Genomic DNA, 24,636 nt, shown 5'->3' with positions numbered 1-24,636 from the left:
ATATTAGAATTTCCTATAAAATAAAAAACATACATGTCGAAAAAATAAACTCTATATTATATGTAATCATATTCTATATTTCAGTTAATACCATTGTTTGATCTCTTTTAGGCCCAACTGAAACTATTGAAACTTTAACTCCTGTAAAGTCTTCAATTTTCTTTAAGTATATTTTTGCATTTTCAGGAAGCTCATCATAACTTCTTGCATCAGCTATATTTTCATCCCAACCATCGAATTCTTCATATACTGGCACGCAACACGCTAAATCCTCAAGGCTTGCTGTGAAATAATCTATAATGTTACCTTCAAATTCATATCCTACACAAATTTTAATTTTCTCAAGTCCTGCTAATGTATCTATTTTAGTTACAGCAAAGCTTGTAATTCCTGAAACTCTTGCTGCAGATTTTAATATAACAAGATCAAGCCATCCACATCTTCTTGCTCTGCCTGTTGTTACACCAAATTCAAAACCTTTTTCGCGAATCCATTCTCCTGTTTTATCCTCAAGTTCTGTTGGAAATGGTCCTTTTCCTACTCTTGTAGTGTAAGCTTTCGCCACTCCTACAACACTTGTTATCATAGTAGGACCTATTCCTGCTCCAACACAAACTCCACCTGCAATAGTGTTTGATGAAGTTACAAAAGGATATGAACCATAATCTATATCAAGTAGGGTTCCTTGTGCTCCTTCAAATAAAACATTTTTTCCAGCTTTTATTGAATCAAAAACTTTAACTGATATGTCTTTGACATATGGTCTCATTCTTTCTGCATACTCTAGGTACTCGGTATATATTGTATCAAAATCTAAAGCTTTTCCACCCAAAACTTTTGTTATTATGTCATTCTTAATTGTTAGGTTAGTTTTAAGTTTTTCTTTCAAAACATCCTTTTTCATTAAATCACAAACTCTAATTCCACTTCGCTCGAACTTGTCAGTATAACAAGGGCCTATACCTTTTTTTGTAGTTCCAATATCATTTTTGCCTCTAGCTATCTCATATAAATTGTCTAACTCTTTATGGTAAGGCATTATAACTTGCGATCTATCACTAATCATTAGTCTCTCAGGTGTTATATTTTCACCTAACGCTTCTAAGTAGTCAATTTCTGTGAATAAAGCTTCTGGGTCTACAACAACACCATTACCTATTACATTCAATTTCTCCTTATATAATATCCCTGATGGTATTAAATGAAGTTTATATTCCTTTTCTCCTACAACTACAGTATGACCTGCATTGTTTCCGCCTTGGAACCTGACTACAACGTCTGCTCCCTGCGCAAGATAATCTGTCATCTTACCTTTACCTTCGTCTCCCCACTGGGCCCCTAAAACTATAAATGCTGACATATAAATTCCTCACTTTCTTTCAGTTGACAATATAATCACTTATCTACTGAGATTAAATAATTTTGTTATTTATTACGTTTACACTACATCTGAATTATACACGTTTAACACTCATATAACCAATTATTTAGGTTATATACTTTTAGTTTTCTTTATTAGTTATGTCTCTTGCTACTACAACCCCTGTTGTTGATGCTTGCATTAATCCTCTAGTTATTCCTGCTCCATCTCCTATAGTGTACAAATTGCTAATTGATGTTTCAAACTTATTATTTGTGCTGAACTTACTAGAATAGAACTTCACTTCTACTCCATATAGTAATGTATTTTTACTATATAGGCCAGGTGCTAACTTGTCAAAAGCCTTTAATGATTCTACAATAGAAGTTAAATGCCTTTGAGGCAACACAAAGCTTAAATCACCCGGTACTGCCGATTTTAAAGTAGGAATTGTAGTTGATTTAGCTAATCTAGAATAATCCGTTCTTCTTCCTTTTAGTAAATCCCCAAGTCTTTGAACCATTATGCCCCCGCCAGTTAACATATTACCTAGCTGTGCTATATATTTTCCATACCCAATTGGTTGGTTAAAAGGCTCAGTAAAACTAGTAGATACAAGCATAGCAAAATTTGTATTAGTTGTTCTAAGCTTTTGCTCTGAATAACTGTGACCATTTACAACGGCAATTGTATTATCATCATAATACTCTGCTGACACTACTCCACCTGGATTCATGCAAAAGGTCCTAACTTTATTGTCAAATGTATCAGAATAATATACTAATTTTGCTTCATATAAATCCTTTGTTAGATGATCCATAACAGAGTTAGGTACCTCAACTCTTACTCCAATATCTACTGCATTATTAGTAACCTTAATGTTATGTTTTTTAGCTTCATTTGCAACCCATTCTGCCCCGCCTCTACCTGGCGCCGCTACAACATACTTTGCAGAAACCTTAAACTTACCTTCTTTATTATTTAGTAATATTCCAGTAACTTTATTGTCGTCTATTAATATTTCTTCAACTTCACTAAGTTCAATAAATTCTGTATTTGTATTATCAACTAAATGATGGTACATAGATTTTAAAACCTCATAGGCAAGTTCTGTTCCTAAATGCCTTACTGGACATTCAACAAGACGAATATTGTGTTTACTTGCTTCATATTTAATTTCGTCAACTTTATCAGAATTAAGTCCATATACCTTTTCATTTGCTCCAAATTTTATATAAATATCATCACAATATTTTATTAATTCCTTTGATTCATCTTCAGAGAAATATTCAAGAAGTCTTCCACCCACCTCTGGGCTTAAGGAAAGCTTACCATCTGAGAAAGCACCTGCACCTGCCCATCCAAACGTTATCCCACAAGGGTCACACTTAACACATTTGCCGGTAACTCTAGCTGGACATTTTCTTTTCTCTATATTTCTACCCTTATCAACTATAAGTACACTAAGTTTAGGTTTTTTGTTAGAAATTTCTAGTGCCGTAAATATTCCCGCTGGGCCAGCTCCTACAATAATTACATCGTAATTTTTTTTCATTATATGAACCCTCCTGTATTTCTCCTTGTATTGCTCTGTAGGGAATCGTAATTATTAATGGTCACCATACTTCTTAATAATATCAGAGCAGTGTAAACCAGTCAATATTAAATGCGAATATTAATAATACATTTTAACTAATAGTTCGTATATTTACACCTAGAACTAAATAAATACACTTACTCATACTGGCTGAGCAAGTGCATTTTTCTATTAACAATCCTTTATACTATCTTTCTATTTAATATTTTTACTCCTCCCATAAATTCTCTGTCAATTTTTCTATCACTTCTTTTCTTTTCTTAGTCTCCTCAATATTTATAGTTATAGTCTCCGCTATTTGTATAACTATTCCCTCGTGTACTCCTATCGGTAATTTAATTTTATCTATATTAATCATTTTTCCATCCTCAAGCTCAACTACCGCATATTTTCCTTCAAATCTATCTATTATCCCCTTCATTTTCATCACCTTATTACAGTATTTTATATTTATCTTTTAACAAAAGTCTTATAAACATTTATATTATCTAGGGACCTTATTCTTTCTGAAAATTTTCCTTCCTTTGTATCACTTAATGCCTTATTCATATCATACATTCTTGCATCCATTATATCTAAATGATGTAACATTTCTGCCTCTGGTATCATAGGCTTTTTAGGACTTCCATACTCTGCTTCGTAGTGATGAGCAAGAACCATATGCTGTAATAACATAGTTACTTCCTTGTCCGCTTCAACTTCAATACTTGCTGTTTCTATCATCTTAACTCCTTGAACTATATGTCCTAGAAGTTGACCCTCAACTGAATACTCACTTACAATTCCGAGCTCACTAGCATTCATTTCATATATTTTGCCAATATCATGAAGTATTATACCTGCATATAGTAAATCTGTATTTAGAAATGTGTAAATCTTACTTAATTTTTCTCCTGCCTTAAGCATGGTAGTTGTATGATATAAAAGGCCTGATCTCACTGCATGATGATTAGATTTAGCTGCAGGATAATGCATTAGCTTTTCCTCATTATTACTTAAGATATTAGTAACTATATTTTGAATATCTGTATTTTGTATTTTAGATAAATAATTTAAAATATCATCATACATTATTTCTGGCGTATATGGTGCCACCGCAACATAATCACAAACATTCACTTCATCTTTTTCCTCAGTTAATCTTATCTTTTCAATTTTTAGTTGAAGTTTTCCTCTCCACTCATTTACAGTTCCTTTTATCTTTACTAATTTGCTTTGTTTAAATGCATTTTCTAACTCTTCATTGCATTCCCATAGCTTTGCATTAATGTCACCTGAGGCATCACCTAAATTAAAATCTAAATACTTATTTGTATTACTATTGTTAGAGACCTTGGTATCCACAGATTTAATAATAAAAAACCCTTCAACCCTATCTCCCTTTTTTATTTCACTTATTTTCTTCATTTCCATATTTATCTCCTTATATTGTATTAATTGATATCATAACTTTAATCTATCTTTCAATTATACATCATTATTGTTTATATAAATAAAATAATTAGTTTTGCTTAGTTTTATTACACTTAGTAAATTGTAATTATTAATTTATATTTTTTATAATAAACAAATATTTATAATGGTATACTATTTTTTATATTCTTACAATATATTTATTTTATTAAAAAAAATGTAATATATTAACCCTATACCAAATAATTATATTATAAAGGTAAGTTAAACAAGTAGAAATTCAATCTATAATCAAATACAAAAAATGAATGTATGATTTTTATCAAAATCGTACATTCATTAATGACTAGATATATTATATTTTTTTTATAATATTGTACAATTACTTGTAATATATTATTGTTATGTAAAATTAATAAATTTCATATTTTTCAGACATATAATGATAAGCAACTTAATATACCTATTTTATAACTCTATTTCCTGTTACAAAATTAGTTCTAAAATATCCTGATAAATCAGTTATTTTTACAACATCACCAGTTTTAGGTGATTGCATAAATTTATTATTCCCCACATATATTCCAGCATGAGATATTTGATTAGGTTCTGATGAATTTGTCCTAAAAAATACTAAATCTCCTTGCTGAAGATTATTTATACTAACTGATGTACCCACATTTACTTGATCCATAGTTGTTCTAGGTAAATTTATACCCATGCTTTTATAAGCATATTGAATAAGGCCTGAACAATCAAAACCGCCACTTACATATTTTCCAGCAGTATTATATTTGGCTGGTGATGTTCCGCCCCATAAATATGGTGTTCCTAAGAATGTATTTAAATATGACATAAAGCTACTAATACTTTTAGTTCCAGTATTTGAAGAATTAATTACTGCTGAATTAGATGTACTTATGTATGTTTTGGATACATAGCCTACTTGTCCATTGCACATAATTTTATAAAAGCCATCTTTCGCCCCATATAATTTTACTTTTAGACCTTTTTTTACAGTTCCCATAATGTTACTACCCATAGAAGCTGATTTTCTCACATTTAAACTAGCTGCTGTAACATTACCAGTTCCTGTAGATTCTAATACAGGCGTAGACGCAGTGCTTGTACTATTTGTGGTTGTACTTGATGCTTTCACATATAACTCGCTTATATACCCAATTCTACCACTATAATTTATTTTGTAGAAACCATTTGATTTTTCATACATTGTCACTTTATTTCCTAGTCTAATAACACTAATCACTGGATAAGTTAACCCAGATCCGGATCTTACGTTTAAACATCCAGTTGTTATTACGCCATTTTTCCCATTCGTTGTTGGTGTAACGTTTGTTGTACTTGTAGAAGTACTTAGTTTTACATACGAACTGTGTACGTATCCAATTCTTCCATTATAACTTATTTTATAAAAATTTCCTTGTTTACCAAGCGTGTTTATCTTCGTATTTCTCGTCAGTGAAGCTATTATAGACGATGAAAGTGAAGGACTTTGCCTAATACGTAATGAACTTGCACTTATTGTTGCGCTCTGCGCAAACGCAATAGATGAACTGGCCATAGTTAATAACATTGCTATAAAAGCTATTCTCTTTTTCATATAATTACCTCCAATATTTTAAATTAATATAAATCTTAAATAAATTAAAAAATAAAAAATGCAATATAATTCAATATTTAAAGAAAAATAATAATAAATTTTTCAACTTTTCAAACTAACTTTATACAATGCATAATTATTTTCTACCACATTTTAATGAAAAAAATTCAAAGAAATGTTTTGAAACTTCTGCTTATCCATTAGTTATATATAATGAGTCCATGTATTTACATTAATTCCTCCTTTGTTTAACACTAATATCAAATCTACTAATATCATAAATTTTTCCTTTTTTTTTACATTACTATTGTAACAGAAAATAATGACTTTTCATATACTTATAGTTTATAAAAAATACACAACTCATAATTTATAACTTTTTCAAATTATGTTTACTAATAGAGGGTTATATTCTGTAACACGTTATATACAATTGTTTTTAAAGCTTATTTTATGAATTTAATAAATAATATAGCTGGAAATATTATTGTAATTTTTAGTTTAAAATTGTGGAAATATGTGTAAATGTATATTATAATGATATTGTAATACATCATTGATCTTATTTATGTAACTCAAATATTTTGAGGTGATAATCATGCCTAGAGGACGAAAAAAAATTGAAAATTCTAAAAGCGAATTAATTCATGTGAGAATAAACGAAGAGCTATCAAGCTCTTTAGAAAGTTTTTGCAAAGCAAGCAATATTACAAAGAGCGAAGGGATAAGACTTCTCCTTGAGAGTATCTTAAAATAATAAACATTTTGTGTAAATTATATGCTATTCATAATTTATACAAAAATATCAGACATCCATAAACACACAACATAAAAAGTAGTCAAGATATAACTCTCAACTACTTTTTTGCTACATGCAATATTGGATAATTTATTAATTAATTTTCAATATCTTTCTATACTTTTAAAAATTTTTACCACAAGCAACTAGTTTCTTGTCACTTTTTATTAACTTACTTTTATCTATTCCAACTTTAACTTTTATCTTTTTCATACACATTTAACCTCACCTTATATATAATTACACTTATAGTGCTCATAAAAAAGAATAAATTATTTATATATTATTAATATAATTCCCTTTTTTATCTTCTTCTATATTAGTATTATTAACCAATTATTATTATGTTAATCATTCTTGAATATAATAATTTATTATAGGTAATATATTTAGGCAATATTAAAACACCAAATACTAATGTACTTGGTGTTTTAATATAATAACTAATATAGCTTTTTTAAATATATATATGTGTTTTATTTAATTTTTAATTTCTTAAAGTAATATTGCTTATCATCATTTGTAATTTCCCGTATTACTCTGCAAGGATTACCTACAGCTATTGAATTAGACACAATATCTTTAGTTACAACACTACCCGATCCAATTACTACATTATCACCAATTGTAATTCCTGGGTTTACTATAACGCCGCCTCCTATCCAAACATCATTGCCAATATTAATTGGAAAGGCATATTCAATGGATTGATTTCTTAATTCAGGATGAATGGGATGTCCTGCTGTAAAAATGCTTACGTTCGGTGCAATCATAACATTATTACCAATTGTAACCTTAGCACAATCTAAGATAGTACAATTATAGTTTGTATAAAAATTTTCTCCAACAGAAATATTATACCCATAATCACACCTAAACGGTGGTTCTATATAAAAATTTTTACCTATATTATGAAATAGGCCCTTTATAATTTCATTCTTCTTACAATCTTCGTTTGGGTGTAGCATGTTATAATCAAATATCATTTCTTTTGCATATTGCCGTTCAGATACTAATTCTTCCCCAGATGCTTTATATGGTTTTCCATGTAACATTTTTTCCTTTTCGCTCATAAAAGATACCTCCATATTATATAATAAAATTCATAACTATTAAGACATTCAATTTAAGCTAAACAAACATATATTAAGTTATCCTTAAAATCTTGTACAAAAAATCAGAAAGCTCCGAGATATTAGTCTCAGAGTATATTAACTATTTTTTAATTTTATAAAAACAACCTCGTTACATTTTTTACAAATTAATGCTATAGTACCATCATCACAATTTCTAAATTCAAAACTTACTATTTCATTGTCCGTTTTTAAATCTTCTATGTTTCCACATTTACACATTAATTTCATTGTCTATCTCCAATCTGTAATTAAGTTTACATAGTTTAATTATACCTCAAATTTCATATAAAAGCGTATACTATAATATATTTTATATCAAAGAATAAATTGCTAAAAAATAAAGCTTAATATGTATACTTTAAGCTTTATTTCTATAATGCACAACTGGAGCTGAAAAAGGGAGTTGAACCCTCGACCCACGCATTACGAGTGCGTTACTCTACCAACTGAGCTATTTCAGCATATATAAAAAGTTTTAAAACTTTACATTTATTTAATAACATATAAAGACTTATTTAGTTTTAATCCATTTACATCTGTAAATAAATTAGTAACAATTAAAATCAAATCAACTACCACCCATATTCCAAAACCACCAAAGGTTAACATCATTAAAATCCCTGTTCCTATTTTGCCTACATAAAATCTATGAATACCAATTGCACCAAGGAAAATACACAGAAATAATGCAACTAAACTATTTTTTTCACTAATATTACTCGTCTCAGTCATATTACATTGAATTAATAGATTGGTACCACAGTTTTTACAAAAATTTAATCCATCATCATTTTGAGATCTACACTTAGGACAAAACATTAGATCACCCTTTTCACATTACTTAGAATGCTACATTTATATTTTATCATATGTAACAACATTTTACTATATGTATGTAGAAGTGTTTTTTCTAACAATGATGGATTATATAAAGTAAAAAACAATGTGGAGTGGTACTCCACATTATAACGACATATCTTTAACACAATTAAGCCTTTTCATATAATCACTTTCAACAGAATCTAGATCCTTGTTTTGTTTCTTTTCATCTGCTTTTTCATCAGTAATACCATCGTTAATTTTTGACATAGAACCTTTGATAAGCTCCCCCACTATATTGCCTATATATTCTTTAACTTCAGGGTTATCTAAAATATTTGCAATATCTACAGAATCTAATTGCTTTACTTTATCTCCGTAGTCTCTATAAAACCTTAGGGCCTGCTTTATAAGTTTAGAGTTATTAATACCTTTCTTCTCCATACTGCTCACATAATTAATTAAATCTTTATCTGTTTCCTCTCCTAGGTTTGATGATACAGTTTTACGGAGTGCTCCCATAATTATTGTCCTTCTATTGTTGTTGCGGCAACTTCTTTATTTCCATCTAGGTAATCAATAACTAATAGTTCTTTATATCTCTCAGCAAATAATATAGCATTAGCACATTGTGGGTTTTTATCATCTATTAGTTTAGGCTCAGTTTTTATAAATTCACTTTGTAAGTATTCTAGTAATAATTCTGCAGGCCCTCCTATTATTCTTATATCTTTACAAGTATTCGGTTTAAAAGAACTATTAATTGAACTAATCGCTTTCTCTACATAAGGCCTTAATACTAGGTCTTTAATGTCTTGTAAGACGTTTTCCTCTCCAAATGGTAATTCATTGTCCTCTAAATATTCAATGGCATCTGATATATCATAATTACCATCAGAACCTTCAGCAGAATTAAACTTTGTAAGTAGTTGTTCTATTGTTGGCTCAAACCCATGTTGCGCAAAACTACTAGCCTTTGTCATTCCGAGGACCTTATTACCAAATTCATCTTTTTCATATTTCCAATGAGATACATCTAAAGTACCACCACCAAAATCTAGAAGCAACATTGGATAATTAAATGTTTCCATTGTTTCAGCACTTAATGTACCCCCTTGTTTAAACACTTGTACATCTATAATTTCTATATCATACGTTATATTATTTATAGTTATAGATTGCTTTTCCATTTTCTTAATTTCATTCTTAAGTGGAATACTGTGATCTATATAGTACTCCGCAGGAAGTCCTACAGCAAGTCTTACCTTTATCTTAGTCTCACCTTTAAAACTTAGTGCAATTGCGTTAAGCAAATTTAACTTATAATGATCTGACATATATTTATTAGCTTCCATATTAAGCTTACCTTCTTTATTACCTACAGTATATAGTTTACCATTCCAGGTAATATTACTTATTCCAGTTGCTCTCGAACCATGTTTGCTAACGGCCGATACCCTACTTGCAAAAATTACATTAGTACTTGATTTCGTAAATGTATTTCCTATATCTACAGTTAGTACAGATGCTAACATCTTATTTAATGCAGGATATTTTTTTGATATTTCTGTTAAGTTCATTATTTTTTTCCTCCTAAATATTTCATATTATACTATATTATTATATATTCTATATTTTGTATGAAAATCCTTCTTTTGTAATGAAATATTTATTTATATTTATAAATTTATTTGTATACATCTATCTGATTACTTGTAAATGTATATATATCTCTCTACAAATGTAGATATATATATATACAAATGTAGATATATATATATAATTCGAATAAAGCTGCCTTAATAGCATTTCTGTTATAGCAACCTCTTCCACATATCTATGCACGAATAAAATAGGATAACAAAACTTATAAGTTTTGTTATCCTATTTTAAATTTTACTCTTATAAAATCTTTATGAATTACATTTAATCTCTATGAATTACATCAAGTCTTGCAAACTTACTGAATTGACCTATCCATGCAAGTTTTACTGTCCCTACAGGACCATTCCTCTGCTTTGCTATTATAAGTTCTGCTACGTTTTTATCTTCTGTTTCCTCGTTATAATACTCATCTCTATATAAGAACATAACAAGGTCAGCATCCTGCTCTATAGATCCCGATTCTCTAAGGTCAGATAGCATTGGCCTATGGTCAGTTCTCTGCTCTGGCGCACGTGATAGCTGTGATAATGCTATAACCGGGCATTGCATCTCCTTTGCAAGGGCCTTAATAGATCTTGATATTTCTGAGACTTCTTGTTGTCTACTTTCTGAATTGCTACCAGTCATAAGTTGAAGATAATCTATAACTATCATATCTATACCATGTTCCATTTTTAATTTTCTACATTTTGAACGCATATCCATAACAGAAGTTCCTGCTGTATCATCAATAAATATTTTAGCAGCAGCTAGCGGTCCTGATGCTTTTGCTATGTTTTCCCAATCCCTATCTTCTAAATCACCATGTCTAAGCTTTGACATATCAACATTTGCTTCTGAACAAAGCAATTTATAGGCAAGTTGTTCCTTAGACATTTCAAGGGAAAATACAGCTACACTTTTTCCTTGCCTAAGAGCCGCATACTCAGCAAGATTAAGTGCAAATGTAGTTTTACCCATGGATGGCCTTGCTGCAATAAGAATCATATCTCCCTTTTGAAATCCAGCTGTTTTATCATCGAGTTCTGGAAACCCACTAGATATTCCAGTTGTTTCCCCTTTATTATTAAAAATTCTTTCTATTTCTAAGAAACCTCTCTCTAGCACCGTATTCATTGGTTCAAAATCACCAGTATTTTTTTTCTCTGATATATTAAAGACCTTTTGCTCTGCAAGATCCATTACTGCATCTACATCATCCTGCTTATTATAACAATTTTCCATGATTTCAGTAGATGCTCTAATAAGTCTTCTTAAAATAGATTTGTCATCTACAATCTTTATATACGAGCTTAAATTAGCAGTGGATGGTACTGAGTTACTTATCTCTGATATATAAGTAATTCCTCCTGAAGCTTCTAACTTTTCAGCAGAACGTAAATGCTCAAGTAAAGTAATCATGTCAATAGGTGTGTCCTTTTGATATAAATCAAATATGGCACTAAATATAACTTTATGTGAATCTCTGTAAAAATCATCAGCTTTCAAAACCTCAACGACGCTTGATATAGCTGTTTTATCTATAAGCATTGATCCAATTACAGATTGTTCTGCTTCTAAGTTATAAGGCAGACTTCTAAGCTGTGTATCCATTTTTTTATCTCTCCTAAACTAATGTTTTATGCCCTGCTAAAAATGCAGCACCTAAGGTGATGATTTAACAGGGCCATTAATTATAATTAATTGTACTTTACATAAAAACTAATTTCATTAGTTCTTCAATGTTTGATGCAGTTTTTGTTTCAATATCTTTTAGACCTGTAGGTACTTCTTTTTCATTATCTTTAGGAAGGATAACAAGCTTAATCCCTTTTCTTCTTGCGCCATAAATTTTTTCAAATATGCCACCTACTGGTTTTATAATTCCTCTTAGGGATATCTCCCCAGTTACTGCAACATCCTGCCTTATAGGTCTATCTATAAGTGAACTAATTATACATACAGTTATAGCTGCTCCCGCAGACGGTCCATCAATCTTACCTCCGCCTACTATATTTACATGTATGTCATAATCCTTAATATCCTTATTGGTTGTTTTTCTTATTACAGATGCAGCATTAAATACCGAATCTTTAGCCATACTTCCAGCAGTATCATTAAATCTTACTTGACCTTTACCTTTTTCCTTAGCCTCAAATACTGATGTTTCTATTTCTATAGTTGATCCTATATAACCTGATACTCCAAGACCATATATGTGACCAACTTCAAATTTTACCTCATCACTTAATTCCTCATAAGGTGATAATCTACTTATAGATATAACATCTGACAAATCCTCCATCTCAATTTTAACGTGTGAGTCATCTGCTTGCTTTCTATTATGCAAAACATATCCATAAGCATCTGCTAATATATTTATAGCTTTTCTTCCTTCAATAGTATATCTTCCAATAGTTTGTGCTACTCCATCTCCAATTTCAACTTTTAATTTGTCAGCAGCATTTACTACGATATTCTCTATGTCCATTGCAGTTAATGGTTCAAAATAAACTTCAGTACATCTCGATCTTAATGCTGGGTTTATTTCTGATGGTTCTTTAGTGGTAGCCCCTATTAAAACAAAATCTGCTGGAGCCCCTTTATCAAATAAATATTTTATATATTTAGGTGTGTTTTCATCTTCAGGATCATAATAAGATGATGAAAACTCAACTCTTTTATCTTCTAATACTTTAAGCAACTTATTTTGAAGTATACTATCAAGTTCTGCTATTTCATCAATAAATAATACTCCTCCATGTGCTTTTGTTACAAGTCCTGGTTTTGGTTCAGGAATTCCACCCTCAGCAAGGTCTCTTTTACTTCCCTGATATATTGGGTCATGAACTGAACCTAACAGTGGATTTGTTATTTCTCTTGGGTCCCATCTTAGTGTTGTACCATCCACTTCTACAAATTTAGCATCTTCATCATAAATAGTGTAACTTAGCTTTTTAGCTTCCTCAAGAGCAAGTCTAGCCGCAGTGGTCTTACCAACTCCTGGCGGTCCATAAAGAATAATATGTTGAGGATACGGTGATGCCATTTTTGATATAAGAGATTTTATGGCTCTTTCTTGCCCAACTATTTCACTAAAATTCTCTGGTCTTAACATAGCTTGTATATTTTTAGTAAGTTTTCTACTATCAAGTGCTTTTAATTCATTATACTTCTTTTTTGTCTTAGCATTTTCAGGACCCTTTTGTTTCTTGATTATTCCGAGTCTTATTTCATCAATATATTTATCTTGCTTTTCCATTAGATTTTTTTCTACATCTGCTTCTATTTTATTTTGAACATATCTTTTGGCTATTTCATCAGTCAACCACTCGTCGGTGCTGTTTAGCACCTCTTGTATATTATTTTCATTAGGGATAGCTTCAATACCTTTACCGTTACTAATAATCTTGTTAAGTGCATATACCCTTTTATATATATCTTCGCTTTTAACGTATTTTTGGAGTTTGAATTTTATAGTTTTAGCTTTTATACTGCCCTCGTCAAGTACATTCCTCATTATTTCATATAAAACGTCAATTTGTGTGTCTAGTGGTAATGCATCTTTCACTATCTGTTCTGCGCTCTGATTTTCAATTAATGTCTTCAAACTTGATCCGCTTTAATAAATAAAATTATCGCTTATTTACTAGAGCGTTTCCTCCCTTCGTTTTATATGATTATTGCTCACAAACAAGAACTTTTATCTTAGTAGATATTTCTGGATATATTTTAATCTCTACATCATAAGTTCCTAATAATTTTATTGTGTCTGTTACTATTTTCTTTTTATCTATATCTAAATTGCATTGTTCACTTATCGCTAACGCTATATCTTTGCTTGTAATTGCACCGAAAAGTTTACCATTTTCGCCGGCTTTACCAATTATTTTTACAACCTTATCTTTAAGTTCATTTGCTGATTTCTGTGCATCTTCAATTTCAGATGTTTTCTTTTTTCTTTCTATGTCATTTTTCTTAGTTAATATGTGCATGTTTGGTTCTGTAGCTTCTTGGGCTAATTGCCTAGGAAATAAATAATTCCTAGCATATCCATCTGCGGCATTTACCACATCACCCTTTTTACCCATACTTTTAATATCTTTTAATAATATAATTTTCATTATTTTTCATCCTCCTTTATGTATTCTTCAATTGCTTCATCTAATTTATCCACTACTTCTTCAAGTTTCATCGAAGTGAATTTAGTACCCGCCATAGTCATGTGTCCGCCTCCACCTAATGTTTCCAGTATTAACTGAACATTTATTTTACCAAGAGACCTTCCACTTATAAATACTTCATCTTCTATTTTAACAATAACAAATGATGCTTCAATACCAGTGATATTTAAAAGTTCATCCGCCGCCTGAGCTGCTATTACAGAATCTTCTATGTCTTTCGGACAAACTGCTATGGCAATTTCATTTTTAATTTTTGCAGATCTTATAATATCAGCTTTCTTTAAGAAAACATTCAAGTCGTCTGAAAACATCTTTTTAACATCCATAGTATCTGCGCCATGACGCCTCAAAAATGCTGCTGCTTCAAAGGTTCTAACCCCTGTTTTAAAACTGAAATTCTTTGTATCCACACATATTCCTGCCAAAAGACTAACTGCTTCTATATGTTTAAGTTTTGGCTTATCTACCATGTATTGAATCATTTCAGTAACTAATTCTGCAGTAGACGATGCGTAAGTTTCCATATAACTGAGCACTGCGCCTTGTATAAAGTCTTGTGATTTTCTATGATGATCAATTATAACTACTTTTTCTACTTCTTTAACTATTTCTAAACTCTGCACATGGCTTTCATTATGCACATCCACTAATATTATTAGGCTATTTAAGCTTTTAACACTTTTAAATCTTTCAGTTGTTATAAAAGTGTTCTTATATTCTTCATCTTCTAGTATTATGTCCATCATGCTTTTTATACCACTATTAACTCCCTCAAGAATAATATAGCATTCTTTATCTAATCTTTTTATAATACTATATAGACCAATCGCAGAACCTAAACAATCAGGATCAGCATTTTTGTGCCCCATAATAAATATTGTATTACTCTCATTTACTAAATCCATTAGTGCATGTGCTATGACTCTCGCACGCACTTTAGTTCTTTTCTCAACTTCTTTTGTTTTCCCTCCAAAGAAAGATAATTTATCACCCTTTTTTACTACTACTTGATCGCCACCGCGACCTAAAGCAAGTTCTTTCGCTGATGTCGCAAATTCATAGTTTTTTAGAGGTGTATCTTCTCCCCTTCCTACACCCACACTTAAAGTAACTGCAAGCTTATTACCATTACTTATTTCTCTTATACTATCTAGTATATCAAATTTCTTTTCTATTTCTTTTTCAATATACTTGTCTTGAACTATAATAACATATTTACTTGATGTATACTTCTTTACTACAGCATTTACACTCTGACTATAGCTATTTATTGTTCTCTCAATATCTGCTACGAGTAGCGGTGCCTTATCTTCTTCTGTAGTTTTAACAACATCATCAAGGTTATCAACTTCTACTAACATAACACTTTCACGATTACCGTTGATGCCTTTTATTAAATTGGTTTTTTCAGTTGTATCATAAAAATATAAGAGCATAATCTTGTCTTTAATATTTTTATTCTCATTTGTATCCACAATATTTGTGTAAATCTCATAACAATTATCTTTTATTTTAATATTTGGAAACAAATTCTTTTTTCCTTCTAAAACTTGTTTCAAATTTAGTTCCTTAATTATGTCTCTAATATTTTTGTTTAAAAGGTCTTCTCCCTCAAGCATTGTTGTTACACTTTGATTGTACCATAAAATGTTTCCCATATATCCTATTATTATTAAAGGAAATGGAAGTTTAACTAAAGTACTTGTAGTTGCTATATCAAGTTTAGAAGAAAAATTTTCTATAAACTTTTTCCATTCGCCTTTTTTTATTTTCGAGTTATATATATTATACACTACAAGTATTGCGTATAGTCCGAGTGTTACTAATCCTACTTGAAAATGTCCATAATAAAATATTATATATATGAGTAGGGCCATTGTCACCATATATATTTTATTATTTACATTAAAGTAATTATATTTATTGTCCATAATTAGCCCCCAATTATTTTCTTTTAATTCTATATGGATCTAGCCTTCTAAAATCAAATGCCATTTCCATGAGTCCTATTGAAAAGTAAATATTACAAAGAGGCGAAAGTATTGTTAAAACCAGAATTAATATTACTAAAGGCTTCGATATGTTTCTTTTAACCCTTAAAAAATATGTACTTGCCGCAATTCCATTTATAATGAATACAAAGAGTATTAGGAATTCAGAGGACTTTTGTATATACTCCCCACCAGGAATATTCCTTGATGCGAGTATTATTCCTATGCAAACTATACCTATTAATACAGCCCCCACAATGTTCGAAACGTAAACTCTGCTTAAAGGTAATACTGCATCCATTTTATAATTTAACTTTTTTAATATTGCTCTAGCCACTATATAATTTAAGTAGGCTGATATAAAGGAAAAAATTAAAAGACCTGCAGGTATAAATGCCAAAATTAAAGCAACATCTATTTTGTTCATCATTTCTAAATTTTTATCTAAAAGCTTTAATTGCTCTGGCGTTATTCCGGATTGTAAATAAAGGCTCTTTGTGCTATCAAAGGATACTTTCATTGCCCTTTTCATAAATTCCAAATTTTTAGAAAGAAAATCTACAAAACCTACTTTTTCTATAAATAACATAGAAAAAGCTACGGTTAATATATTCGATATTCCAGAACCGATAGCTAAAAATATTAAAGTTATAGATGATTCCTTATTTTTCTTAACACAGTACCCAAGTACAATACCAATAATACTATAAGTTATAGCAGAATATATTGCCATTATTGGATTATAGACTAAAGATACTAATATTATACTTACAAATGTAGCAGTGATTGTTATTTTTTTATTATGCCTTATGTAAAGCACCGCTACAGGAATTGGTAATATTAATGATCCTATAAATGATACAATTGGCAAGTATCCTGTTATAATCATTATCACTGATATTATAACAGATATAAGTGAAGCCTCTACAATTGCCTTTGTACTATAATTATTATTCTCCATTTTTTCCTCCAGTATTTATCTTCCCTTTATATGCGTATATAACTTGCTTAAATCCTTTCCATCCTTTTCTATATTATCTCCTTCAACTATTCCTATCTTGAGTTTCTTTTTCATACTCTCATCCACAGCCACACTTGAATAGCCTAACCTTTCACCTAATATATATAAAAGTATTATTGCCCCTGAAATGCAATCGAGTATGGCATCTTGAGCAACATTGCTCCCTTTACTTAGCAACTTGAAGAAATCTCCTATTATACATAGTAGCTCAGCCTTCAAATTTTCAATTAACTTAACATTAGACATAATATTAAAATCATCCTTTTTCATAGTATATCATCTCCCCTTGTAGGCTTATGCTTATAACTCTATTTTAGTTAGTTTTCTAAATTTATGCAACTAAAGTTTGTTTTTATATAAACAATTCATAATCTAACATATCTTACTCTTTATGTTTACATTATATGGGTTACAATTATAAGTATACTACAAATCACACTACAGAATATACAATTTTATATTTATATTTATATTTATATTTATATTTATATTTATATTTATATTTATATTTTTATTATATATTAATTATTTTCTAAAAACTTTCATTTTATATTAAAAAAATAAAAGCAGCTACCTTAAGGCGCTGCTTTCAATCATTTACTATTCAGTAGTAAATGGTAATAATGCTATGTTTCTTGCTCTTTTAATAGATACAGTGAGCATTCTTTGGTGTTTTGCACAGTTTCCAGAAATTCTTCTTGGAAGAATCTTTCCTCTTTCTGTAACATATTTTCTCAATTTATTTATATCTTTATAGTCGATTGCAGTTGCTTTATCCATACAGAAAGCACAAACTTTTCTTTTCATTCTCTTTCTGTTTCCACCAGCACCGCCGCCGCTTCTTTTATGTTCATTCATAGCCATTGATTTTTTCCCTCCTTACCTAATATTAGAATGGTATATCTCCATCATCAATTGGTGTTATATCGCTATCACTGCCAAAATCTTGAGATTTAGCATTTGATTCGCTTCTATTTCCACCTTGATTAGTATTCGTATCTGATGATTTATTTCCTCCCCATTCAAGGAAGTCAACTTCATCAGCAATCACTTCAGTAACATATCTCCTATTTCCATCTTTAGCCTCATAATTTCTAGTTTGAATGTTCCCAGAAACGCTTAAAAGTTTGCCCTTACTCATGTAATTGGCAGTGGCTTCCGCTTGCTTTCCAAATACCACTATTGGTATAAAGTCTGCATCTGGTTGACCTTCTCTTTTAAATCTTCTATTAACGGCTACAGTGAAAGTGGCTACAGCTGTTCCTGTTCCTTGAGCAAACTTTAGCTCAGGATCTTTTGTCAATCTACCAACTAAAACAACTTTATTCATAAAAACACCACCTATTTTTCTGGATTTATTATGATATGTCTTATAACACTGTCAGTAATTCTGAATACTCTATCTAATTCTTTCGGTAAATCAGGGTTTGAATTAAAATTTATCAATGTATAGTGACCTTCACTTACTTTTTGTATCTCATAAGCTAATTTTCTTTTGCCCCACGCATCAACATTTTCAACTTCTCCACCATTATTTTCTATTACACCTTTAAACTTTTCAACGTTAGCTTTAACAGCTTCTTCGTCTAATGAAGGATGTAATACGAATATAGTTTCATATTTTCTCATTAATTTCACCTCCTCCCCTCGGACTAACGGCCATGCATTGCACGGCAGGGATTACAATAATAAATTATATCACTTAATTCTACATTAATCAAGTTATTCTTCTTTTTTAAGTATACTTTCTTTGTTTAGTGCATTATTTTTTATAATTTTTCTCACTCCGGAGTCAAACTTAATTCGTGGAAGCATTACTATCCTTCCACACCCTAAACATTTTATTTTTATATCGGCACCCAATCTTATAATTTCCCAATTTTTACTACCGCAAGGGTGAATTTTTTTCATTTCAACAATGTCACCTAAATTAAATACTTTCATTAACCATCCCACCTTTAACTCTTGCTAAATATTTTATGTTATATACTTATATTAACTCGATACTCATAGTTCTTATACCTTCTTCATCTACGGCAAAAATTTTTTTTACTTTTATGATATCTGCCTCAATAAGTTTAATTGTGCTTTTAATATTCTCGTCGTCTATTTTTAAACTTATACCACAACTTTTAGTTATATGCGTAGGTGTAGGTACAACTACTACCTTAACCCGTTTTCTCAGAGCTTCTCTCTCAGCTTTCATAGCTTCATGTGTATTTTGAAATGTTACCAAATAATATTTTTCCAATGTTTTCACCCTGCTTTTTATTTTATAGTTAACATGTTTGTTAAACCTTCTCATTTCATATACAATTACAAAACTTTAGATTATAATATTATATTATATGTTAATTTGAAAATATACAGTTATGATGTATGATTGTGCCTTATATAAAGTTATATATTATACATTAACTAATTTTATTATAAACTATTTATAGTTTTAATCATATGGAAACAAAATTAAACATGTTTTTATAATGTTGATCGCTACTGTATTTTTCTATAAAATATAGTAATACTATTAACTTATAGTATTAAACTGGAGGGAATCATGAAAGTATATTTAGATAACGCAGCAACTACATTTCCCAAACCGCCAGAGGTATATTCTTCAATGATGAATTATATGATGAATATAGGCACAAACCCCGGAAGAGGTGTATCAACTGCTTCACTCGCCGGAAATAGAGTTATTTTAAATTGTAGATACGCAATTATGGATTTTTTCCACTTTGATAAAGTTGAAAATGTAATTTTTACACCAAATATTACTACTTCATTAAATACTCTTATAAAATCATCTGTACAAACCGGATGGCACGTAATAACTTCTTCAATGGATCATAATGCTACGTTAAGACCATTAAACTCTCTTTTCCAAAAAGGTATTATAGAACTAGACATTCTTCCTTGTTCAAAAGAAGGTTTCATTAATGTAGATGATTTTATAAATAAACTTAAACCTAACACAAAATTAGTAGTTTTATCACATGCCTCTAACATCATTGGAAGTATTCAACCTCTAGAGGCCATAGGTGAAATATGTAAGAATAAAAATATTTATTTTATTATAGATGCAGCTCAAACTGCTGGAGTGCTACCATTAGACTTCTATAAATTAAATTGTAATGCTTTAGCTTTTACAGGGCATAAAAGTTTGCTAGGCCCTCAAGGCACAGGTGGTTTCATAATTGACGATAAATTAAATCAGCAGTGTACTTCATTTATAGAAGGCGGTACTGGTAGTCTTTCGTCTAGTATTGTTCAACCAGATTTCTTACCTGATAAATTTGAAAGTGGAACCTTAAATGCCCCAGGTATAGCAGGCCTTTTAGAAGGTCTTAATTTTATTAATTCCGAAGGATTAGAGTCAATTCGCAAAAACGAAGAATATTTATGTAAATCTTTTATAGATGGGCTATTAAATATATCTTCAATTAATGTTTATGGTTCCAAATGTTCATCGAAGAGAACTGCTACCATTTCTATCAATTCATCAAAAATTGATAATTCAGATTTAGGATTTATTCTAGATAGTGAGTATGGAATTACAACAAGAACCGGACTTCACTGTGCACCAAATGCTCATAAAACTATCGGGACATATCCATCTGGTACTTTAAGATTTGGCATTGGCCCTTTTAACGATATTAAAGATATTAATTATACCCTAAGCGCTCTCAATACTATTATTAGAAAGGTGTGATTTAAAATAGATGGAAAATATTTTTAAAAAAATCGATAAATTATCTATTTTTTTTGTTTTGTATACATTTGTTTTTGTAATTTTCTTTGGAACTATAGGTTACACGCTCCCCTTTGTATTTGCTCTTATTTTAGCTTCATTCCTTAAAATACCAACTATATATTTAATGAGAAAACTGAAGATTAAAAATACTATAGCTTCATTATTTACTACTACGATATTCTTTACTATAATTGTCATATTATTGTCTATAATAATCACTACTTTAACCTCAGAATCAATACAACTTGTTAAATATATTCAATCGTATATTACCTTAAATAAAGACATTATACTTAATTTTTTCAGTAATTTACAAAATTATTATAAAAATTTAGATCCTACTATAATTAACAATATAGAATCAAATATTACTAACTATATAACTAAAACCATAAATATTAGTATGAATGCATCTACAAAAATATTTTCACAAACTCTAGATTTTGTATCTGCCATACCATATGTTCTGATGGTATTATTATTTACTTTACTTACTACATATTTTTTCACAAAAGATTTATCATCAACAGATAGAAAAAAGTTTAATTTGATTCCATCTAAAAATGAAGACAGAATACATTATATATTTGATGAATCAAAAAAAATGTTGAAAAACTACTTACTTTCATATCTATTAATAATAACTATAACATTTTTAGAAACATTAGTTGTTTTTTTAATTTTTAAAGTTAAGTATGCTGTAACCCTAAGTGTACTCTGTGGTATATTTGATTTACTGCCTATTTTCGGTATTGGAACTATATATCTTCCTTTAATAATTATATTTTTTATATCTAATAATTATATATCCGCTTTAGGACTTTTAATATCCTATATAATTATTACAATTGTAAGACAAATTATTGAACCTAAGATTGTATCATCTTCACTAGGCATCCACCCTGTGGCTGTTCTTGCTTCTATATTTATAGGACTTAAAGCAAATGGTATAGTCGGTATGTTATTTTGTATGTTTTTATTGGTATTTTATAATATATTAAGAAAAGTTAAAGTTTTATAGAATAGAAAACCTCCTACCTGGCTAAAATCCAAATAGGAGGTTTTTTATATATGGTAAATAAGGTTATTTTAGACTCTATGTCAAATGATTGCACTTTTAAATTAAGAGATACTATAAGTCAATATATTTTTCCAATAGCTAAATGTTCACGCCCTATTGTTGTTTTATGTATCGGAACCGACAGATCTACTGGTGATAGTCTAGGACCACTAGTTGGAAACAAGCTTAAGTTTTTAGTTAGAAACAAGATTCATATATATGGTAGTCTTGAGTGTCCCGTACATGCGAAAAATTTATGTGAAACAATTGATGAAATTAATTATTCGTACACCAACCCCTACATTATTGCAATAGATGCTTGCCTAGGGAGTTTACAAAATGTAGGTAAAATCATTGTTGAAGAAAAACCTTTAAGCCCCGGTGCAGCTATGAATAAAAATTTGCCTAAAATAGGTAATCTAAGCATAACAGGAGTAGTAAACATATCCGGAGCTTTTGAATTTATGGTTCTCCAGAACACGAGATTATATACTGTAATGATGCTTGCTGATGCTATTTCAAAAGGTCTATATCATTCAATACTGAAAACTGTAGGTGAAAAAAAATATAGCTCTATTTATGATGAGTTTAATATAAAGGATGTTGAAGGTTAATTAGATTTGGTAATTACTTATATTATTTTGATTTAATTAAAATATAAAATTAAAAATTAGTTTTAGCACATTTTTAATTTTATATTTTTTTGTGTTATCTTTTACTTTAGATTTAGATTTAGATTTAGGTTTTGAAATAATCATGTTTTTATATTATCTTTTAATTCACCTTAATATGTATTCTATAATAAGTTTTCTATGACAATAATTAATTTTATTCTTATTACTTATTCTTTTGAAATTATAGCTTGCTCTAACACTTTATTTTCTTCATCAGATAATTCGTACCTAGATATTCCTTTATTTATTGGTTTTGCATAAGTCGTACTCTCATTTCTACCGTAAATACTTGTTAATATAACGCCATTTATGTCTCCATCAAGTAATGCTATAGAAAAACTTAAATCACTTCCCATATCGTCAAAGGCTTTGTATCTTATCATTGAAGTTTTTTGCACACAACCCGATAATTTTCCATTTATTTGTTCATAAAGTTGTTTCATAATTCCATTTTGTTTTTGTACTTCATCTATTTTATCTAAATAAGATATAACTATGTCTTCTAAATTTTTTGTACTTGCACCTCTCATTAGTTTTCGGTATCTTGATTCTATTTTAATTAAAGATGTATAGGTAATTATAACTATTATAATTAAAATAAATACAAGAATCATAAGAGCTATTGTTATATATATTTGTGCACTATTTATAAAATTAATTATATTCTGCATTAAAAATTACATCCTTTCCATTATGTTTCACGTGAAACATTATATATTAAAAACTTCTAAAATCCTTTCAAAATCTTCTTCTGAATAATACTCAATTTCTATTTTACCCTTATTTTTGTTTTTAGAATTTATTAAAACCTTAGTTCCAAAATGATTTTCTAATTTATTCATTATGTCTTTATAATATATATCATTTTTATTTTCAACTATTCTTTCTTGATTTTCTTTCCCCAAATTTTTTACTAATCTCTCAGTTTCCCTAACACTAAGGTTGTTTTCAATCACTTTTTGAGCAACCTCATATTGGAGCTGCTTATCATTTATTCCCAATATAGCACGTCCATGCCCCTCTGATATTACTTGATCTACTATGTACTCTTGAACTCTTTCATCTAAATTTAATAATCTCATGCAATTGGTTATAGCAGTTCTTGATTTAGATACCTTCTTACTTATTTCTTCCTGTGTAAGACCAAAATCTTTTAACAGTTTCTTATAAGCTATTGCTTCTTCAATAGGATTCAAGTCCTCTCTTTGGATATTTTCTATTAATGATATTTCTAATACTTCTTTATTATCTAACTCCATAATGATTGCAGGTATTTCTTCAAGTCCAATACTTTTTGCAGCCCTAAACCTTCTTTCGCCCGCTATAACTATGTATATATTTTCTTGTTTATTTAAAATAATAGGTTGAATAACTCCATGCTCTTTTATTGACTGTGCCAATTCCGATATTTTTTCAGGATCAAAGTTTTTTCTTGGCTGATCTTTATTAGCTTTAATTAAATTTATAGGTATCTTAAAAACAGTGGAATCACCTTCAATAATTTCTTCTTCTGGTATTAAAGCGCTCAAACCTTTACCTAATCCAAATTTTTTACTCAACTTC

27 protein-coding genes and 1 tRNA gene are annotated in these 24,636 nt (G+C 29.6%); 4 read left to right on the top strand and 24 right to left on the bottom strand.

Going from position 1 to position 24,636, the window contains the following annotated elements:
• Nucleotides 1–73: 73 nt before the first annotated feature.
• The 5 genes from LGK95_RS13970 to LGK95_RS13950 form a co-directional block, all read right to left on the bottom strand.
• Nucleotides 74–1,360 (bottom strand): adenylosuccinate synthase, encoded by a 1,287-nt coding sequence (locus LGK95_RS13970; protein ID WP_226125401.1) that lies wholly within the window; start codon nucleotides 1,358–1,360, stop codon nucleotides 74–76.
• A 142-nt stretch (nucleotides 1,361–1,502) separates the two neighbouring features.
• Nucleotides 1,503–2,915, bottom strand: a complete 1,413-nt coding sequence (locus tag LGK95_RS13965) for an NAD(P)/FAD-dependent oxidoreductase (RefSeq protein WP_226125400.1) — start codon at nucleotides 2,913–2,915, stop codon at nucleotides 1,503–1,505.
• A gap of 250 nt (nucleotides 2,916–3,165) precedes the next feature.
• The gene (locus tag LGK95_RS13960) at nucleotides 3,166–3,378 is read right to left on the bottom strand and encodes a DUF3006 domain-containing protein (protein ID WP_226125399.1); all 213 of its coding nucleotides are present in this window, start codon (nucleotides 3,376–3,378) and stop codon (nucleotides 3,166–3,168) included.
• 29 nt (nucleotides 3,379–3,407) lie between these two features.
• On the bottom strand, nucleotides 3,408–4,370 hold the full coding sequence (locus tag LGK95_RS13955; RefSeq protein ID WP_226125398.1) for a 3'-5' exoribonuclease YhaM family protein: 963 nt from the start codon (nucleotides 4,368–4,370) through the stop codon (nucleotides 3,408–3,410).
• Nucleotides 4,371–4,833: 463 nt separating this feature from the next.
• A complete protein-coding gene (locus LGK95_RS13950; RefSeq protein WP_226125397.1) occupies nucleotides 4,834–5,991 on the bottom strand; it encodes an SH3 domain-containing protein in 1,158 nt (385 codons plus the stop codon).
• Nucleotides 5,992–6,589: 598 nt separating this feature from the next.
• On the opposite strand from LGK95_RS13950, the gene LGK95_RS13945 reads away from it, so the two are divergent.
• Complete coding sequence (locus tag LGK95_RS13945; RefSeq protein WP_226125396.1) at nucleotides 6,590–6,748, top strand: hypothetical protein; 159 nt, start codon at nucleotides 6,590–6,592, stop codon at nucleotides 6,746–6,748.
• Nucleotides 6,749–7,266: 518 nt separating this feature from the next.
• Here the strand turns inward: LGK95_RS13945 and LGK95_RS13940 are convergent.
• The 17 genes from LGK95_RS13940 to LGK95_RS13860 all read right to left on the bottom strand — a co-directional run bounded on the left by LGK95_RS13940 (nucleotide 7,267) and on the right by LGK95_RS13860 (nucleotide 19,836).
• Nucleotides 7,267–7,863 carry a sugar O-acetyltransferase gene (locus tag LGK95_RS13940; protein WP_226125395.1) on the bottom strand — a complete coding sequence of 199 codons (597 nt, stop codon included), beginning with the start codon at nucleotides 7,861–7,863 and terminating at the stop codon, nucleotides 7,267–7,269.
• Nucleotides 7,864–8,001: 138 nt separating this feature from the next.
• Nucleotides 8,002–8,154 carry a hypothetical protein gene (locus LGK95_RS13935; protein WP_226125394.1) on the bottom strand — a complete coding sequence of 51 codons (153 nt, stop codon included), beginning with the start codon at nucleotides 8,152–8,154 and terminating at the stop codon, nucleotides 8,002–8,004.
• A 157-nt stretch (nucleotides 8,155–8,311) separates the two neighbouring features.
• Nucleotides 8,312–8,387 (bottom strand) — tRNA-Thr (locus tag LGK95_RS13930).
• Nucleotides 8,388–8,415: 28 nt separating this feature from the next.
• The gene (locus tag LGK95_RS13925; protein ID WP_226125393.1) at nucleotides 8,416–8,745 is read right to left on the bottom strand and encodes a zinc-ribbon domain and TM2 domain-containing protein; all 330 of its coding nucleotides are present in this window, start codon (nucleotides 8,743–8,745) and stop codon (nucleotides 8,416–8,418) included.
• 144 nt (nucleotides 8,746–8,889) lie between these two features.
• The gene (locus tag LGK95_RS13920; RefSeq protein ID WP_226125392.1) at nucleotides 8,890–9,267 is read right to left on the bottom strand and encodes a hypothetical protein; all 378 of its coding nucleotides are present in this window, start codon (nucleotides 9,265–9,267) and stop codon (nucleotides 8,890–8,892) included.
• A 2-nt stretch (nucleotides 9,268–9,269) separates the two neighbouring features.
• Complete coding sequence (locus LGK95_RS13915; RefSeq protein ID WP_226125391.1) at nucleotides 9,270–10,325, bottom strand: ParM/StbA family protein; 1,056 nt, start codon at nucleotides 10,323–10,325, stop codon at nucleotides 9,270–9,272.
• A 346-nt stretch (nucleotides 10,326–10,671) separates the two neighbouring features.
• A complete protein-coding gene (locus tag LGK95_RS13910; RefSeq protein WP_226125390.1) occupies nucleotides 10,672–12,003 on the bottom strand; it encodes a replicative DNA helicase in 1,332 nt (443 codons plus the stop codon).
• A gap of 97 nt (nucleotides 12,004–12,100) precedes the next feature.
• Nucleotides 12,101–13,999 (bottom strand): Lon family ATP-dependent protease, encoded by a 1,899-nt coding sequence (gene lonC, locus LGK95_RS13905; protein WP_226125389.1) that lies wholly within the window; start codon nucleotides 13,997–13,999, stop codon nucleotides 12,101–12,103.
• A 70-nt stretch (nucleotides 14,000–14,069) separates the two neighbouring features.
• Nucleotides 14,070–14,513 (bottom strand): 50S ribosomal protein L9, encoded by a 444-nt coding sequence (gene rplI, locus LGK95_RS13900; RefSeq protein WP_226125388.1) that lies wholly within the window; start codon nucleotides 14,511–14,513, stop codon nucleotides 14,070–14,072.
• Nucleotides 14,513–16,504 (bottom strand): DHH family phosphoesterase, encoded by a 1,992-nt coding sequence (locus LGK95_RS13895; protein ID WP_226125387.1) that lies wholly within the window; start codon nucleotides 16,502–16,504, stop codon nucleotides 14,513–14,515. The genes rplI and LGK95_RS13895 overlap by 1 nt, the downstream gene beginning before the upstream one ends.
• A gap of 13 nt (nucleotides 16,505–16,517) precedes the next feature.
• Nucleotides 16,518–17,525: a DUF2232 domain-containing protein gene (locus LGK95_RS13890; RefSeq protein ID WP_226125386.1), complete on the bottom strand. Its 1,008-nt coding sequence runs from the start codon at nucleotides 17,523–17,525 to the stop codon at nucleotides 16,518–16,520.
• Between the two features lie 15 nt (nucleotides 17,526–17,540).
• Entirely contained in the window at nucleotides 17,541–17,855 is a 315-nt protein-coding gene (locus LGK95_RS13885; RefSeq protein WP_226125385.1) for a MazG-like family protein, read from the bottom strand.
• A gap of 330 nt (nucleotides 17,856–18,185) precedes the next feature.
• Complete coding sequence (gene rpsR, locus LGK95_RS13880; RefSeq protein ID WP_165411833.1) at nucleotides 18,186–18,449, bottom strand: 30S ribosomal protein S18; 264 nt, start codon at nucleotides 18,447–18,449, stop codon at nucleotides 18,186–18,188.
• A gap of 25 nt (nucleotides 18,450–18,474) precedes the next feature.
• Nucleotides 18,475–18,915: a single-stranded DNA-binding protein gene (locus LGK95_RS13875; RefSeq protein WP_226125384.1), complete on the bottom strand. Its 441-nt coding sequence runs from the start codon at nucleotides 18,913–18,915 to the stop codon at nucleotides 18,475–18,477.
• An 11-nt stretch (nucleotides 18,916–18,926) separates the two neighbouring features.
• On the bottom strand, nucleotides 18,927–19,214 hold the full coding sequence (rpsF, locus tag LGK95_RS13870) for a 30S ribosomal protein S6 (RefSeq protein ID WP_226125383.1): 288 nt from the start codon (nucleotides 19,212–19,214) through the stop codon (nucleotides 18,927–18,929).
• Nucleotides 19,215–19,307: 93 nt separating this feature from the next.
• On the bottom strand, nucleotides 19,308–19,529 hold the full coding sequence (locus LGK95_RS13865; RefSeq protein ID WP_226125382.1) for a DUF951 domain-containing protein: 222 nt from the start codon (nucleotides 19,527–19,529) through the stop codon (nucleotides 19,308–19,310).
• Between the two features lie 46 nt (nucleotides 19,530–19,575).
• Nucleotides 19,576–19,836 (bottom strand): putative Se/S carrier-like protein, encoded by a 261-nt coding sequence (locus tag LGK95_RS13860; protein WP_226125381.1) that lies wholly within the window; start codon nucleotides 19,834–19,836, stop codon nucleotides 19,576–19,578.
• A 306-nt stretch (nucleotides 19,837–20,142) separates the two neighbouring features.
• Between LGK95_RS13860 and LGK95_RS13855 the strand changes: the two genes are divergently transcribed.
• From LGK95_RS13855 to yyaC, 3 genes are read left to right on the top strand one after another with little or no spacing between them, the layout of a single operon-like run.
• The gene (locus tag LGK95_RS13855) at nucleotides 20,143–21,297 is read left to right on the top strand and encodes an aminotransferase class V-fold PLP-dependent enzyme (RefSeq protein WP_226125380.1); all 1,155 of its coding nucleotides are present in this window, start codon (nucleotides 20,143–20,145) and stop codon (nucleotides 21,295–21,297) included.
• A gap of 10 nt (nucleotides 21,298–21,307) precedes the next feature.
• Nucleotides 21,308–22,360 (top strand): sporulation integral membrane protein YtvI, encoded by a 1,053-nt coding sequence (gene ytvI / locus LGK95_RS13850; protein WP_226125379.1) that lies wholly within the window; start codon nucleotides 21,308–21,310, stop codon nucleotides 22,358–22,360.
• A 50-nt stretch (nucleotides 22,361–22,410) separates the two neighbouring features.
• Nucleotides 22,411–23,013: a spore protease YyaC gene (gene yyaC / locus LGK95_RS13845; protein WP_226125378.1), complete on the top strand. Its 603-nt coding sequence runs from the start codon at nucleotides 22,411–22,413 to the stop codon at nucleotides 23,011–23,013.
• A 227-nt stretch (nucleotides 23,014–23,240) separates the two neighbouring features.
• On the opposite strand, the gene LGK95_RS13840 is transcribed toward yyaC, so the two are convergent.
• Nucleotides 23,241–23,744, bottom strand: a complete 504-nt coding sequence (locus LGK95_RS13840; protein ID WP_226125377.1) for a DUF4446 family protein — start codon at nucleotides 23,742–23,744, stop codon at nucleotides 23,241–23,243.
• A 39-nt stretch (nucleotides 23,745–23,783) separates the two neighbouring features.
• Nucleotides 23,784–24,632: a ParB/RepB/Spo0J family partition protein gene (locus tag LGK95_RS13835; RefSeq protein WP_226125376.1), complete on the bottom strand. Its 849-nt coding sequence runs from the start codon at nucleotides 24,630–24,632 to the stop codon at nucleotides 23,784–23,786.
• Between the last annotated feature and the right edge of the window lie 4 nt (nucleotides 24,633–24,636).

This window comes from Clostridium algoriphilum, assembly GCF_020443705.1.
GTDB classification, from domain to species: Bacteria; Bacillota; Clostridia; order Clostridiales; family Clostridiaceae; genus Clostridium_AD; species Clostridium_AD algoriphilum.
This window is presented reverse-complemented; position numbering and strand designations above follow the sequence as displayed.